The 15,336-nt window shown below is 40.5% G+C and carries 15 protein-coding genes and 1 tRNA gene; all 16 read right to left on the reverse strand.

Annotated elements, in window-relative coordinates; all coding sequences use genetic code 11:
• Window positions 1-130: 130 nt before the first annotated feature.
• Window positions 131-1,159 (reverse strand): tetratricopeptide repeat protein, encoded by a 1,029-nt coding sequence (locus LCM09_RS03070; protein WP_224878646.1) that lies wholly within the window; start codon window positions 1,157-1,159, stop codon window positions 131-133.
• Window positions 1,160-1,423: 264 nt separating this feature from the next.
• A tRNA-Arg gene (locus tag LCM09_RS03075) sits at window positions 1,424-1,500 on the reverse strand.
• 111 nt (window positions 1,501-1,611) lie between these two features.
• Entirely contained in the window at window positions 1,612-2,130 is a 519-nt protein-coding gene (locus LCM09_RS03080; RefSeq protein WP_224878647.1) for a metallophosphoesterase, read from the reverse strand.
• Window positions 2,131-2,145: 15 nt separating this feature from the next.
• Window positions 2,146-2,739 carry an XTP/dITP diphosphatase gene (locus LCM09_RS03085; RefSeq protein ID WP_224878648.1) on the reverse strand — a complete coding sequence of 198 codons (594 nt, stop codon included), beginning with the start codon at window positions 2,737-2,739 and terminating at the stop codon, window positions 2,146-2,148.
• Window positions 2,732-3,490: a ribonuclease PH gene (rph, locus tag LCM09_RS03090; RefSeq protein WP_224878649.1), complete on the reverse strand. Its 759-nt coding sequence runs from the start codon at window positions 3,488-3,490 to the stop codon at window positions 2,732-2,734. Before rph ends, LCM09_RS03085 begins: the two co-directional genes overlap by 8 nt.
• Before the next feature lie 112 nt (window positions 3,491-3,602).
• Complete coding sequence (locus LCM09_RS03095; RefSeq protein WP_224878650.1) at window positions 3,603-4,679, reverse strand: GerMN domain-containing protein; 1,077 nt, start codon at window positions 4,677-4,679, stop codon at window positions 3,603-3,605.
• Between the two features lie 105 nt (window positions 4,680-4,784).
• The gene (racE, locus tag LCM09_RS03100) at window positions 4,785-5,591 is read right to left on the reverse strand and encodes a glutamate racemase (protein WP_224878651.1); all 807 of its coding nucleotides are present in this window, start codon (window positions 5,589-5,591) and stop codon (window positions 4,785-4,787) included.
• Between the two features lie 29 nt (window positions 5,592-5,620).
• Window positions 5,621-6,070: a MarR family winged helix-turn-helix transcriptional regulator gene (locus tag LCM09_RS03105; RefSeq protein ID WP_224878652.1), complete on the reverse strand. Its 450-nt coding sequence runs from the start codon at window positions 6,068-6,070 to the stop codon at window positions 5,621-5,623.
• Window positions 6,071-6,200: 130 nt separating this feature from the next.
• Window positions 6,201-7,928, reverse strand: coding sequence for a phosphoenolpyruvate--protein phosphotransferase (gene ptsP / locus LCM09_RS03110; RefSeq protein ID WP_224878653.1), 1,728 nt, complete (start codon window positions 7,926-7,928; stop codon window positions 6,201-6,203).
• The gene (locus LCM09_RS03115; protein WP_224878654.1) at window positions 7,928-8,194 is read right to left on the reverse strand and encodes a phosphocarrier protein HPr; all 267 of its coding nucleotides are present in this window, start codon (window positions 8,192-8,194) and stop codon (window positions 7,928-7,930) included. The genes ptsP and LCM09_RS03115 overlap by 1 nt, the downstream gene beginning before the upstream one ends.
• A 31-nt stretch (window positions 8,195-8,225) precedes the next feature.
• Window positions 8,226-10,256 carry a glucose-specific PTS transporter subunit IIBC gene (ptsG, locus tag LCM09_RS03120; RefSeq protein WP_224878655.1) on the reverse strand — a complete coding sequence of 677 codons (2,031 nt, stop codon included), beginning with the start codon at window positions 10,254-10,256 and terminating at the stop codon, window positions 8,226-8,228.
• Window positions 10,257-10,419: 163 nt separating this feature from the next.
• Window positions 10,420-11,259 (reverse strand): glucose PTS transporter transcription antiterminator GlcT, encoded by an 840-nt coding sequence (gene glcT / locus LCM09_RS03125; protein WP_224878656.1) that lies wholly within the window; start codon window positions 11,257-11,259, stop codon window positions 10,420-10,422.
• Between the two features lie 164 nt (window positions 11,260-11,423).
• Window positions 11,424-11,651 carry a helix-turn-helix domain-containing protein gene (locus LCM09_RS03130; protein ID WP_369810531.1) on the reverse strand — a complete coding sequence of 76 codons (228 nt, stop codon included), beginning with the start codon at window positions 11,649-11,651 and terminating at the stop codon, window positions 11,424-11,426.
• 235 nt (window positions 11,652-11,886) lie between these two features.
• The gene (gene sdhB / locus LCM09_RS03135) at window positions 11,887-12,645 is read right to left on the reverse strand and encodes a succinate dehydrogenase iron-sulfur subunit (RefSeq protein ID WP_224878657.1); all 759 of its coding nucleotides are present in this window, start codon (window positions 12,643-12,645) and stop codon (window positions 11,887-11,889) included.
• On the reverse strand, window positions 12,645-14,408 hold the full coding sequence (sdhA, locus tag LCM09_RS03140; protein WP_224878658.1) for a succinate dehydrogenase flavoprotein subunit: 1,764 nt from the start codon (window positions 14,406-14,408) through the stop codon (window positions 12,645-12,647). Before sdhA ends, sdhB begins: the two co-directional genes overlap by 1 nt.
• A gap of 85 nt (window positions 14,409-14,493) precedes the next feature.
• Complete coding sequence (locus tag LCM09_RS03145; protein WP_224878659.1) at window positions 14,494-15,102, reverse strand: succinate dehydrogenase cytochrome b558 subunit; 609 nt, start codon at window positions 15,100-15,102, stop codon at window positions 14,494-14,496.
• Between the last annotated feature and the right edge of the window lie 234 nt (window positions 15,103-15,336).

A 15,336-nucleotide genomic window follows, 5' to 3' on the forward strand; every position in this document is an offset into this window, starting at 1 on the left:
ACCATTTTATTATAACATAGTACAGGTGCTTTTCAATACATACAGTATGATTCACACCGCCTTTACCATTGTACAGCTTAACTATTTTTGCTCTGAATCGCAAGCGAAAAGAATTGGTTTCCAACTATTTCTATTCGAATGGACGATAGAAAGGCTGATTCTCTATTCGCTTGATACGATCTGCAGGAACCTCAAATTCTGAGGGCTTCACTCCATAGATACTACCTATTTGCTGGCTTGTATAGCTTTCTCCATTGATATCTGAAGCCACGATATGTACTGCAGCAGCCCAAACAGAACTATTTTTTGGCTCAGCTTCAAATGGAGAAATGGCAAATAGATAATGCCACCATATTTGCATGCACATTTCAAACAGGACAGGATTTTCCTGTTCAACGTGGTCAGATAGCTTTTTCTTCACACTTAAAGAAAACTCTTGTATAAAGATGTCTGTCAACTCAGATGGGTTGACGGAAATTTCTCTTCCAAACTTATGTATGGTGACTTCTTGGTCTAGCTTTTTTTCTCTTAATACTTGTAGTACAAGACTCTTTAGTAGCGGATCTTTCCCAGTTGCGTTTATGTATGCTAGATATGCTGGTATAGCTATCTCTTCACTGACATTACTCAGTTTCTGAATGGCTAACCATTGCTTTTCCGTCTGCTCGCTTTCCAGATAGTCTATCAACATGTCTGGGTCTTCATCCTGAACATCGTTATGTTTGTCATCAGAAGCGACGTCATAGCCGGTCATTTTTCTACTAAAATGCAAAAGCTGATAGAGCGACTCAGCAATGTTCGACGGAAGCTGGTGTTCTTCTAGAACCGCTTCGATCATCGTAACTACTTTCTGATACTTTCCAAGCTGAACCAAAATCGATATGTATACTTGAAAAATGTCGTAGTAATCTCCAATACCTTGTTGCATCATCTTTTCGCAACGATCGGAGGCTTCTGTCAACTCTCCAAGCTCTACGAGGCTTAGTACCAATCCAAAGTGCCCCTGTGGGTGGTCTGGATCGATCTCTAGAAGTTGACTAAAGTGTTCATGTGCCTGTTGAATCTTCTTTTCTTTTAGGGCTGCCATACCTTTTTCGGCAAGTTTGCTTGCCACGTTTGGAAAATAAACTATTTTCCTTTCATCTTTTTCTTTGTCCATAGACGTATTCGCTCCACTCTCTTATATTCTCTATTAAAAGAGTTTTCAGCAGGAAAGGCGCAGCTACGATTAGCTTTCAGTTTATCAGTATAAAGACGTAAACTCAAGTTACAGTGCTTCCATGCTTAGTCCGTTCATTTCTTATTAAAATACCCTAACTCCATGTATAAGAAACAGATATATATGGCTAACCTGCCCATTCCTTTAGAACATAAATAAAAAAGTCTTCTATCTAATAGATAAAAGACTTTGGGAATATGTATATGGTGTCCCAGGAGAGATTCGAACTCCCGACCCACAGCTTAGAAGGCTGTTGCTCTATCCTGCTGAGCTACTGGGACATCGTTGTATAAGCTGTCAGCTCTAGCGACAAATATAAATATACCTAAGTAGAAACATAAAGTCAATACCGGAACAGAAGAAAAAACACAGTAAAATGTTACTGTGTTTTCCTAAGATTCAAGCTCAAATGATCTGGAAAGATCTTCGACAGGCTCTCCGTTATCATCATAAAAAACAACCTGTACGCGATTATCAATCCACTCTACGATTGCATACGTTTTTATCCTCGGTTTCCTCGGTAAGCTTATACTTCCTGGGTTTAGAAACAAAATATCCGCCTCAAAATGGACTGTTGCTTCATGAGAATGCCCGAAACAAACAAGATCTGCTTGAGTTTCTTCCGCTCTATACGCTAAATTCATCAAGTTCAGCTTCACGCCGTACAAATGTCCATGCGTAGCAAAGATGGTTTTGCCACCAACAGTTTCCGATACATCTTCAGGGTACCTCGTATCAAAATCACAGTTCCCTCTTACACGTAGTGGAAATGAGTTCATGATCGTATCGTCAAAACCAAATTCAGAATCGCCGCAATGTACCATACATTCGACTTCGTCTTTGTGCCTTTTAACTAGGTTTTCAAGTTCTTCTGAAGAACTATGGTTATCACTTACAACGAGTACCTTCATAACCGCTCACCTCTTTTATAGTAAGTCTTGAAAAACTTCTTGTAGTCGGTCGAGTGCTTTCCCTCTATGAGAAATCGCATCTTTCTCTTCCGGAGTTAGTTCAGCCATCGTTTTTTGATAAGACGGTAAGTAAAAGATAGGGTCATATCCAAATCCTTCATATCCTGAACGTTCATGAGCTATCCTACCTTCGCATGATCCAGAGAACACTTCTGTTTTTTTATCAGGAATGGCAACCGCTAATAGGCACTGAAAAGAAGCTGTTCTTTTTTCGTCTGGTACATTTTTGAGTTCAGACAAAACTTTATCGATGTTTGCTTCATCGTCTTTCTCAGGTCCTGCATATCGAGCAGAGTAAACGCCAGGTTCACCGTCGAGTGCATCGATAACGAGACCTGAATCATCAGCGATCACGATTTGGTTCGTCATACGCATAATCGTCTCAGCTTTTAATACTGCGTTTTCAGCAAACGTTGTCCCTGTTTCCTCCACATCAAGGTCTTCATCTAAGTCTAACAGCGAAATAACTTGAAGTTCATCTGTCTCAAACCGCCGTTTAAATTCTTTTACTTTACCTTTATTTTTGGTCGCGACAAGGAGCTTACGCATTCTCTTGTTTACCTCCTTTGATCTCAGAGGAGAACGATCCGATTACTTCTGTTTGTTTTTGGATGAGTTCTTCAATTCCAGATTGAGCAAGTGATAGCATTTCATTCAATTGGTTCATTGTAAACGTTGCTTCTTCTCCTGTTCCTTGAACTTCAACAAACTCACTTTGTCCTGTCATAACGATATTCATATCTACCTTTGCAGTTGAGTCTTCTTTATAACAAAGGTCTAGAATAGCCTCTCCATTAGTGTTGATTCCTACTGAAGTAGCCGCAAGGAAATCTGTAATTGGCATTTTCTTAATTTGTTTGTTCGCCATACCCTTTTCTATAGCTAGTGACATCGCAACGAATGCACCTGTAATGGAAGCCGTTCGTGTTCCACCATCGGCCTGTATCACATCGCAATCAATCCAAATTGTACGCTCACCAAGTGCATCAAGGTCAATGACTGTTCGAAGTGCACGACCAATCAGACGCTGAATCTCCATTGTGCGCCCAGCAACTTTACCTTTACTTGACTCACGGATATTCCGCTGTTCAGTCGCTCTAGGTAACATCGCATATTCTGCAGCTACCCAGCCTTTCCCTTGTCCTCTCATAAATGGAGGAACTCTCTCTTCAATCGAAGCATTACAGATTACCTTTGTATCTCCTACCGTTATTAAGACAGAACCTTCAGGGTGTTTTACGTAATCTTTTTCAATATGTATTTCACGAATTTCATTATGTTGGCGTCCATCGACTCTCATAATCTTCCTCCTGTTCATCGTACCTTTCCATGGGAATCTTTTGCCCTATTTTTCGAAAATCAAAACAAAAAGAGGGCAGTTTTCCTGCCCCCTCATCCTATCATATTCTATTTTAAAAACCTACTTTATTAACCTCTACAGGCCTTGAGACCGGTTCAGAAACGATATTTCCTGCTTCGTCTACGACCTCTTCATGTCCATCAACTGTGATGGCTACTTCTTTGACATCAGCATTCTCCGTAAGTGAAAGAACCAGGCTGTTAAGAAGCTCTTGTTCTAATACCATATCCTCTGATCCAGTCAATATCGCTTCGTTAAAATCAAGCGTTACTAAACCATCCTTAATCACTGAATCCAACAGTTTAAGATCTTTTGAAAATTGACTAAACAATCCGGAGTGTACAGGAGGTCCTTCGAGTAGACCAGTAATTACTCCATTCACATCATTTTTCACACCTTCTATACGCTTTGTAACTGGCACATAATACGTATAGTCGTTATTCTGTGCCATGAAGTACACCGTAACTGCAGAACTATTAGATACATCTACTACATTACCCATTTCATTATTGATACCGTTCGATCTACTAACATTCTCCCCAATCGGCGTTCCATTCACTGGCATTTCAGTCTGATCGTGACCATTAATTTGAATTTTAACGTTTTTGACACCTTCAAATTGAGTTAGCGTCCATGTTACTGCTTCTAATATTTGCTTTTCGTGCTCAGCTGCGTAATCTTTGAATTCTTCTGAGAAATCCACGACTAGCGTATCATCTACCTGATTGATTCCTTGTACCATAGTTCCAGCAGGAAGCACAGCTTGAAAACCATTCGGTAGCATCTCCGTAACAGGTCCATCGATGACTAAGTACTCAAGCGCCTGCTTTGCAGCCCCTTCGACCGCTGGGAGCTGAACAGTTTGCGGTACGACCATTCCATTAGAGTCTAATAAATAAAGTTCTCGGTTAGACATATTTGTAGAAGCTTCAGAATCTCCATCTTTTGTTTCTTCAGTCGTATCAGGAGCCTCCGCATTGCTGTCATCCAGTTCTTCACCTTCATTCGCATAATCAACCTTTGGTGGATCAATTTCTTTTAATGATTTCTCAAATCCAAATCCGCACCCAGATATGATTATCATACATAAAAGCAACAGCATCGTGAATATAGCCCCACGTAAACGCATAGCTATCCCTCCTCAGATGGTTTGTACTATCATTTATACGAGCTACAATTTAAATTAGACCTGAGGAATGAAAAACTATTACGCTACATAAAAAAACTCCATTCTCTAAAGGGAATGGAGGTCGATTTGTTTTACTGTTTTAACTGGATGCTCAAGCCAGTGAGTAGCAATTTTAGTGAAATTACCAATCGAACCTGTTGTTAAAAATGTGTGTGATGGTTTTTCATCACCCGTATACAAAAGAGAGCTATATTCTAAAATTCCACTAACTTCATAAGCCGTTTCGTCACCAGAACATATGATGGATATCTCATCACCCATAACCGATTGGATGACCTTCTGCAATAAAGGATAATGGGTACAACCTAAAATGAGTGAGTCAATTCCTTTATCCTTCAGTGGTTTCAATGTTGTGCTCACAATGTCGTACGTTTCTTGGCTATCAAGATTTCCAGCTTCCACAAGAGGAACAAACGGTGGACAAGCAAGACTCTCTACCTTGATATCATTATTTACAGATTTCAACGCATCCTTATAAGCACCACTTGCAATTGTTCCAGATGTGCCGATAACGCCAATATGGGAATTCGTCGTGACTTTTATTGCACTTCGAGCTCCTGGATTGATAACCCCCCGAACAGGAATCGTCAGCTGCTCTTGCAACTCTTTGAGAACAACTGCAGTTGCTGTATTGCAAGCAATGATCAACATCTTTATTTGGTATTGCTCTAGTAAGAATTTCGTCATTTCCCACGTGTACTGTCTAACTTCTTCTGAAGGCCTTGGCCCATAAGGGCACCTCGCAGTATCGCCAAGATAAACGATCTCCTCTTTTGGCAGTTGCCTCATTACTTCTCTAGCTACGGTCAATCCGCCAACTCCAGAATCAATTATGCCTATCGGTTTGTTCAATGCATTTCGCCTCTCAAATCTGCTTATCGTTATTTAGTCTCCATCTCGCTATAAAGCAAGGCAAGGCTCTCTTCAAGAGCTTTCATTTGATGTTCAGAAAAATCTTTTGTTTTTTCTTCTAAGTACGCTTGCCTTTTCTGTATTACTTTTCTAATGATGTCGTGACCTTTTTCTAGTATATGAATTCGCACGACTCTTCTATCATGTGGGTCCTTTACCCGTTTTACAAGCTCAGTCTTCTCCATACGATCAACGAGATCGGTTGTTGTACTACATGCAAGGTACATTTTATTGGATAATTCACCAATAGTAAGGTCTCCATTATCTGAAAGCCACTGCAATGCTAGGAATTGTGGTGGTGTTAGTGAGAATTCGCCTAATAATTCACGCCCATGCTGTTTAATAATTCCTGCAACCATACGGAGTGACTTTTCTATATCAACGATTGATGCTGGTGCTTTGGTTAATTCTTCATGCATCGGTTATCCCCCAATCTGTTTCATATGTCTATTTTGATTGTATCCCTCCACAATTGCAAGGAGAGAGCTTCAGCAAGGGTTCTATGTAGACTTCTAGGTAATCCTATAAAAAAAGAAGAGCTATAGGGAACTATAGCTCTTCTGTAGCAAAGTGTTCTTGCACATAGTCAATAACTTCCTGGTTTGTTGCAAGAGAAAGTATGTGATCAATGTGAGAAGAAATTTCTTCTTTTGATAACTTAGTCATCTGGCTTCTTGCAGGGAGAATGGATGTAGCACTCATACTAAATTCATCTAGTCCAAGACCAAGAAGAATAGGTATAGCGACTTGATCTCCTGCCATTTCACCACACATACCAGCCCATTTGCCTTCTTTATGTGCAGCATCGATAACCATTTTGACAAGGCGCAGAATTGCTGGGTTATATGGTTGATAAAGGTATGATACCTTCTCGTTCATACGGTCAGCAGCCATTGTGTATTGAATGAGGTCGTTTGTTCCAACACTAAAGAAGTCAACTTCCTTAGCGAATACATCTGCCATTGCAGCTGTTGCTGGAATTTCAACCATCATCCCAATTTCCATGTCGTCAGAAACATCGACACCTTCACTAGTAAGCTCCTCTTTCACGTCTAGGAGAATTGCTTTTGCCTGACGGAATTCATCAACAGAAGCAATCATTGGGAACATAACTTTTAGGTTACCGTAAACACTTGCACGAAGTAGTGCACGTAGCTGTGTACGGAAAATTTCCGTTTCTTCAAGGCAAAGGCGGATTGCACGGAAACCTAAGAAAGGATTCATTTCCTTTGGTAGATTAAGATATGGTAGTTCTTTGTCGCCACCAATATCTAGTGTACGAATAACGACCGGCTTACCGTCCATTTTTTCAAGCACTTCTTTATACGCCTTGAATTGTTCTTCTTCAGTCGGAAGCTCGTTTCTTCCCATATAAAGAAACTCTGTACGGTATAGGCCAACGCCTTCTCCACCATTTTCAAGAACACCTTTTACATCTTCAGGTGTACCGATGTTAGCAGCTAACTCAACGTGCTTTCCATCTTTGGTCGTCGTCGGGTCATTAACAAGCTTTGCCCACTCTTGTTTCTTCGTTTCGAACTCTTCTTGTTTCTTCGTATATGACGCAACTTCTTCTTCAGATGCTCCGATGATTACTTTTCCATCGATTCCATCGATAATGACAGTCTTGCCTTCGATGTCTTCTGAAGTTACTGTTTTTGTTCCAACTACTGCTGGAATTTCCATCGAACGCGCCATAATCGCTGAGTGAGATGTTCTACCACCGATATCAGTAGCAAAACCTTTCACAAATTGCTTGTTCAACTGTGCAGTATCTGAAGGAGTTAAATCTTCAGCAAGCACGATTACTTCTTCAGTAATACTTGCTGGAGTTGTAAATGTAACACCAAGCAAGTGTGCAAGTACACGCTTAGAAACGTCGCGAATATCTGCAGCACGTTCTTTCATATATTCGTTATCCATATTCTCAAACATAGAAATAAACATATTCGAAACTTCATTCATCGCACTTTCGGCGTTAACTTTTTCGTTCGTTACTTTGTCTTTAACAGCATTCAACAACTCAGGATCAGATAAAACGAGAAGATGAGCAGCAAAGATTGCTGCTTTATCTTCTCCAAGCTGTTCATTGGCGTGGTTTTTAATTGCTTCTAGCTCTTCTTTCGCAATACTAACAGCACCGTTAAAGCGATCGATCTCAGCGTCTACATCATTGATTGCTTTCTCTTCAATTTCAAGAGCTGGATTTTCAAGAACGAATGCTTTAGCAATCGCAATTCCTGCTGAAGCGCCAATTCCAGTTAGTTGTTTAGACATTAGTTACCTAGGCCTTCAGTTTCCATAACTTCAGTCAATCCAGAAATCGCTTCGTCAGCATCTGATCCTTCTGCTTTGATTGTAATTTCTGAGTTTTGCTGAATTCCAAGACTCATAACACCCATGATGGACTTAAGGTTTACTGATTTTCCGTTATACTCAAGCGTTACATCTGAGCTGTATTGACCAGCTTTGTTTACTAGAGCTGTTGCTGGACGTGCATGGATTCCTGATTCACTTGTAACTGTAAAATTTTTCTCTGCCATAATAAAATCCCTCTTTCAAATTAATATGATGTTATTTAGAAATCGTAATGATGTCTTTATCTTCACGAGAAACCGTACCTTCTTTTGCAAGGTCGATCTTTTCACCTTCATCAAGGTTTGTGAAGACGATAGGTGTAATCGTTGATGTCGCATGTTCTTTAATATAACCAAGATCAACTTTCATAAGCTTTTGACCTTGCTTAATCTCATCACCTTCGCTAACGAATACCTCAAATCCTTCTCCTTTTAGATTAACGGTATCAATTCCAACATGAATTAAGATTTCACGACCATTCACTGATTCAATCCCAATTGCATGCTTTGTTGGAAAGACGTTGATAATCTTGCCATCAACTGGCGCAACCACTAATCCATCATTCGGTTCAATTGCGAACCCGTCACCCATCATTTTACCTGAGAATACCTGATCTGGAACCTCAGTAATCGGGAGAATCTTACCCTCGATCGGAGCGATCAGATGATCTGCGCCTGACTTCTCTGTCTTAGGCTTTTCTTCTTTTTGCTCATCTTGTATAGGTTTCGGCGTTTTCCCGCTGATAATATCTTGAATCTGACCTTTGAGTCCATCAGATTGCGTACCGAAGATTGCTTGTATGTTGTTACCTACTTCCATGACACCAGAAGCTCCAAGACGTTTCAAGCGGTTTTTGTCAACTTCGCCTTTGTCCGCAACAGATACACGAAGTCGAGTAATACACGCATCAAGGTTTGTTATGTTGCTTTCACCACCAAGAGCAGTAAGCACGTTATATGCAAGTGCAGTATTCTCTTGACCGTCATCAGCAACTTCATCTTCCTCATCTTCTTCTCTACCTGGCGTCATAAGGTTAAATTTACGAATCGCAAACCTAAACCCAAAGTAATAGATAACCGCAAACACAAGACCTACAGGTATAACGAGCCACCATGCAGTTCTACCTTGAATAACACCGAATAACAGGTAATCAATTACACCTCCGGAGAAGGTCATACCAATTTTAACATTAAGCAACTCCATTGTCATAAAGGAAAGGCCTGCGAAAATGGCATGGATACCAAATAGCACTGGTGCAACAAATAAGAATGAGAATTCAATAGGTTCTGTAATACCTGTAAGGAATGATGTTAGCGCTGCAGAACCCATAATACCAGCGACAACCGCTTTCTTTTCTGGACGTGCTTCATGATAAATCGCAAGTGCGGCAGCAGGAAGTCCAAACATCATAAACGGAAACTTACCAGTCATAAATGTACCTGCAGTAAGTTCTGCTCCATCTTTTAATTGTTCAAAGAAAATCTTTTGGTCGCCTCGAATAATTTCACCGGCATCGTTTACATATTGACCAAACTCAAACCAGAATGGTGAATAGAAAATGTGATGCAATCCGAATGGAATGAGAGAACGCTCGATTACACCAAATACAAAAGCAGCAAGCGCTGGGTTTGCATCAAGCATATTATGTGAGAAAGCATTTAATCCTGATTGAATTGGCGGCCAGACAAACAACATGATGATTCCAAGAATTAACGCTGAAACAGCCGTAGCAATTGGAACAAATCGTTTACCAGCAAAGAAGCCAAGGTATTGCGGAAGTTGAATATTATAATACCGTTTATACATAAATGAGGCAAGAATACCGACGATAATTCCTCCAAACACACCTGTTTGAAGAGTAGGTATTCCTAGAACATTTGCATAAGATGCACTGTCTGCTACTTGATCAGCAGAAACACCTTCTAGTACACCCATCGTAATATTCATTACTAGGAAACCGACAATTGCAGCGAGTCCTGCAACCCCATCTCCATCTGATAAACCGATTGCTACCCCTACTGCGAATAATAGTGCGAGGTTAGCAAAGACGATTCCACCTGCTTCTTCCATTACAGTCGCAAGTAGTTGGAACCAATCTGCCGTAAGAAATGGCAGTTTTTCAAGCAAAGTTGGGTTTTGGAATGCGTTACCAAAACCAAGCAACAAACCAGCAGCAGGTAAAATTGCAACCGGTAACATAAGTGCTTTACCAACTCGCTGTAGAACACCAAACGCTTGTTTAAACATATGTTTTCCTCCTTTTTTATCCCCAAATAAACAATGTATCAAACTAAAAAAGACATGAGCAGAAAGGTATAACAAGTCAATCAGGATATACTATACCCCAATCGGTTGTTGTCATACCGGTTCCACTCATGCCTGATCGTATCAGTAACACGCGTACCGTTATTTATTTTGGAGAAAGCCTTTGCAAGTGCATCGTTAAGTAGACTGCTTCTGCTTCAGGAAATGTTGTAGCTAATTCCCGTTGCATGATTTTAATCAACTTCCAAGCAAGATTATAACATAGTGGATATTCTTCCTTCAACACTTTTTCTAGCCTTTTATGAGCTTCTACAGGAAGGTCTTGTTCACTTCGATCGATCGCGTGTCTTAGATGTCTAACGAGACGCAAATAATCAATTCCAGTCTTGCTGATCCGAAGTGAAAGTGAATCTTCTATTACAGAAACAAGTAGGTTGATCAAAGCTGAATATCTATTTATAGTAGAAAGGCTTCTGTTAGTGATTGCGCTATGGATATGAAGGGCAACAAAGCCAATCTCACCATCCGGTAACTCCATATTAAGCTTGCTCTTTAAAAGCTGAATCACGCTTTCGGCAACGGTGTATTCTTTTGGATACATCGTCTGAGTTTCAACTAAGAAAGGATATTTCACATCTAACCCCTGCCGAAGTCGCTTAATCGCAAAAGATAGGTGGTCTGTTAACGAAACATGAATATGTTCGTCAAGATCTGCCCCTAGTTTCTCTTCAATGAGCGAAATTGCATCATTCATGATACCGATAAAATCTTCTGGCACATCTGTCAGAAGGAGCTTGTACTGTTCCTGCTCACTTTTGTTCGCAAGCACAAAGAATTTGTCTACTTTCGTGTCATCAAGCTTTTCACCATGTTTCTGGTTAAAGCCAATTCCTTTTCCAGTAAGCACAACTTCTTCATTTTTCTCTGTAAGAGCAATGACCACGTTGTTATTCAACACTTTTTTTATTTTAAATGGACCCCTCATGTTCAAGTTCCCCTCATTAAACCGGTTTCATTTTTTAACTATGAACGTATTAATAATAGTAAATAACTTATAGAACGTCAATGAGAAAACCTTCCACACTGAGTCAAAACATACTAATTTCTGTAAAATTAATAAAAAGGCCGGCTCATTACAAGCCGGCTTTTCTATATCTCTAATTCTCCCAGACGGAGTAATTCGACTACTGCCTGGGAACGCCCCTTTACCCCAAGCTTTTGCATCGTGTTGGAAATATGGTTCCGAACTGTTTTCTCACTAATAAACAATTCTTCTGCTATTTCCCTAGTTGTTTTGTCTTGAACAAGCAATTCAAATACTTCTCTTTCTCGTTTAGTTAAAAGCGGCTTCGGTCGGTAGTGGTTCCCTTTCAACATTCCACCCTCCTCGATAGGGCAACAAAGCAACTTCATTCAAAATTAATATAGTCCATACACTATATGTTTTTTTAACAGACGTGTTACATAATTTAGAATACTTTCTTGATGTGAAGGACAAAAATCTACCGACAGGCTTCTTCATTCTTTGTCATTTCCTGAGAAATATTTTGTTTCATGAAGAAAACAAACAAGAAAGACCCCATTAATGGGGTCTTTCTTGAGATGAATCGATTTATCGATCACTTCCGAAGAAGTTCTTAAATGTTTGAAGAGAAGTCGCTCTGTTCATAGCAGCAATGGATGTTGTCAAAGGAATTCCCTTTGGACAAGATTGAACACAGTTCTGTGAATTACCACAATTCGCCAATCCGCCTTCATCCATTAATCCTTCGAGTCGCTCTTCTTTGTTCATCTCACCTGTAGGATGGGAATTGAACAAACGCACTTGAGAAACTGCGGCTGGTCCTATGAATTCAGAACGGCTGTTAACGTTCGGACATGCTTCCAAGCAAACACCGCAAGTCATACACTTGGAAAGTTCATATGCCCACTGTCTTTTATTCTCTGGCATACGTGGCCCAGGACCAAGATCATGGGTTCCGTCGATTGGAATCCAAGCTTTTACTTTCTTTAGAGCATCGAACATTCTACTGCGATCAACAGCCAAGTCTCTCACAACTGGGAACGTCGTCATCGGCTCAAGGCGGATCGGCTGTTCTAAGCGATCGACAAGAGCTGTACATGATTGACGAGGCTTTCCGTTGATTACCATTGAACATGCTCCACAAACTTCTTCTAGACAACCCATTTCCCAAACAACAGGTGTTGTTTTCTCACCCTTTGCGTTTACTGGGTTACGTCTAATCTCCATAAGAGCTGAAATCACATTCATATTTTGACGATATGGAATTGTGAATGTTTCTTCATATGGTGAAGATTCAGGTCCATCTTGTCTTTTTATTTTAAGAGTAATATTACGTTCTTCACTCATTATTTAGTCCCCGCTTTCTTCTTCGAATAATCACGTTTACGAGGTGTAATTAATGATGTATCAACTTCTTCATAGTAGAATTCTGGTTTGTTGTTAACTGCATCGTATTTAGCCATCGTTGTTTTCAACCACTCTTCATCGTTACGATCTGGGAAGTCTGGTTTATAGTGCGCTCCACGGCTCTCATTACGGTTATATGCTCCTTGTGTAATGACACGTGCAAGCTGAAGCATGTTTGATAGCTGACGAGTGAAAGCGGCTCCTTGGTTACTCCATTTGGACGTATCATTAATATTGATGTTCTCGTAACGTTCCATCAATTCTTGAATCTTATTATCCGTTTCTAGAAGCTTATCATTATCTCTAACCACTGTTACGTTAGCAGTCATCCATTCACCAAGTTCTTTGTGAATCTGGTAAGCATTTTCAGTTCCATCCATTTTCAGGATAGCGTCTTGCTTCGCCTGCTCTTCTTGCTGATGACTTTCAAATAAAGAAGATGGCATATCTTCAACAGTGTTTTCAAGACCATTGATGTAGTCTACAGCATTCGGTCCAGCTACCATTCCACCATAAATGGAAGACAGCAATGAGTTGGCACCAAGTCTATTTCCACCATGCTGTGAATAATCACATTCACCAGCAGCAAAAAGCCCTGGAATATTTGTTTGTTGATTGAAATCTACCCATAGTCCACCCATTGAATAGTGTACTGCTGGGAAGATCTTCATTGGAACTTTTCTAGGATCATCACCCATGAATTTCTCATAGATTTCAATGATTCCTCCAAGCTTAATATCTAGTTCTTTTGAATCTTTATGGGATAGGTCTAAATAAACCATGTTCTCTCCATTGATTCCTAGCTTCTGACGTACACAAACATCAAAAATTTCTCTAGTAGCAATATCTCGCGGAACGAGGTTACCATATGCAGGATATTTTTCTTCAAGGAAATACCAAGGTTTTCCATCCTTGTAGGTCCAAACTCTTCCACCCTCACCACGAGCTGACTCACTCATTAGACGAAGTTTGTCGTCTCCTGGTATTGCAGTTGGGTGAATTTGAATAAATTCACCATTCGAATAGATCGCACCCTGTTGATAAAGAGCACCAGCAGCTGATCCTGTATTGATGACAGAGTTTGTACTTTTACCAAAGATGATTCCTGGACCACCTGTTGCCATGATGACTGCATCAGCTTCAAAGCTTCTTATTTCGGAAGTCGTCAAATTCTCTCCGACCATTCCGCGGCACACGCCACCATCATCAATGATAGCGGATAAGAATTCCCAGCCCTCATATTTGTTCACAAGACCGGCTACCTCATGTCGGCGCACTTGTTCGTCAAGTGCATAAAGTAATTGTTGACCTGTTGTTGCCCCCGCAAAAGCAGTACGGTGATGCTGTGTACCACCAAAGCGACGGAAGTCAAGAAGGCCTTCAGGCGTTCTGTTGAACATAACACCCATACGGTCCATCAAGTGGATGATTCCTGGTGCTGCATCACACATCGCCTTAACTGGCGGTTGGTTAGCAAGGAAGTCTCCTCCATAAACCGTATCATCAAAATGTTCCCAAGGAGAGTCTCCCTCTCCTTTTGTATTTACAGCTCCGTTAATTCCACCCTGCGCACAAACAGAGTGTGATCGTTTAACAGGAACGATCGAAATTAAGTCGACACTAACTCCGGCTTCGGCGGCTTTAATAGTAGCCATTAATCCGGCTAGTCCGCCTCCGACTACAATAATTTTACCTTTACTCATAAGAACGGTTCCCCCTTAATTGCTAGCTCTGTCTGAAGGATATGTACCCTTTCAGAATTGGTGGTGAAGACAGTTCGTTTGTTTCTTAAACAAATGCGAAGAGCGCGCGTATACCAACGACTGAAAGAGCTAGGAAAATAGCCATGGTTACATATGTCATTGCACGCTGAGATTTCGGTGTTACAGTAAAGCCCCAGCTTACGAAGAAGGACCAGAGCCCATTAGCAAAGTGGAATACTGTACCAATTACACCAACGATGTAGAAAATCATCATCCCTGGATTTGATAGAATATCGACCATCATCTGATAGTTAACATCTGCTCCCATTGCAGCTTGTATCCTAGTTTGCCATACATGCCAAGTTACGAATATTAAAACGATTACACCTGAGATCCGCTGCATATAAAACATCCAGTTTCGTAAGTACCCGTATGTACTTACGTTATTCTTGGATTGAAATGCGATATATACTCCATAAATCGCATGAAATAATAGCGGTAAGAAGATAACAAAGATTTCAAGGAGGTACCTGAACGGTAAAGATTCCATGAAATGGGCTGCCTCATTAAATGCCTCGGGTCCTCTTGTTGCAAAGTGGTTTACTGTTAGATGCTGCGTAACATAGAGTCCCAGTGGAATTACTCCTAGAAGCGAATGCAATTTTCGGCTGACAAAGTCTCGACTTGCGGCCATGTTTTGTGTGTCCCCCTTTTAAGTTGTTAAGCTACCATCTGCCACTGCATATTCTACTATAAAAGCCTTTGCATGCACAGAAATCATCGCTTTCTGTCGATTTTATTGTGACATAACCATTGTACTCCCATCATTTAGGAGCGTCAAGAAAACGCGTACATTTTGAGTTTTCTAAATTTATCTACATACGTCATTTCATAAACATGCTAGGATATTATTCCTCTCTTTTCATGT

This window comes from Guptibacillus algicola (assembly GCF_020171805.1).
GTDB classification, from domain to species: Bacteria; Bacillota; Bacilli; order Bacillales; family Guptibacillaceae; genus Guptibacillus; species Guptibacillus algicola.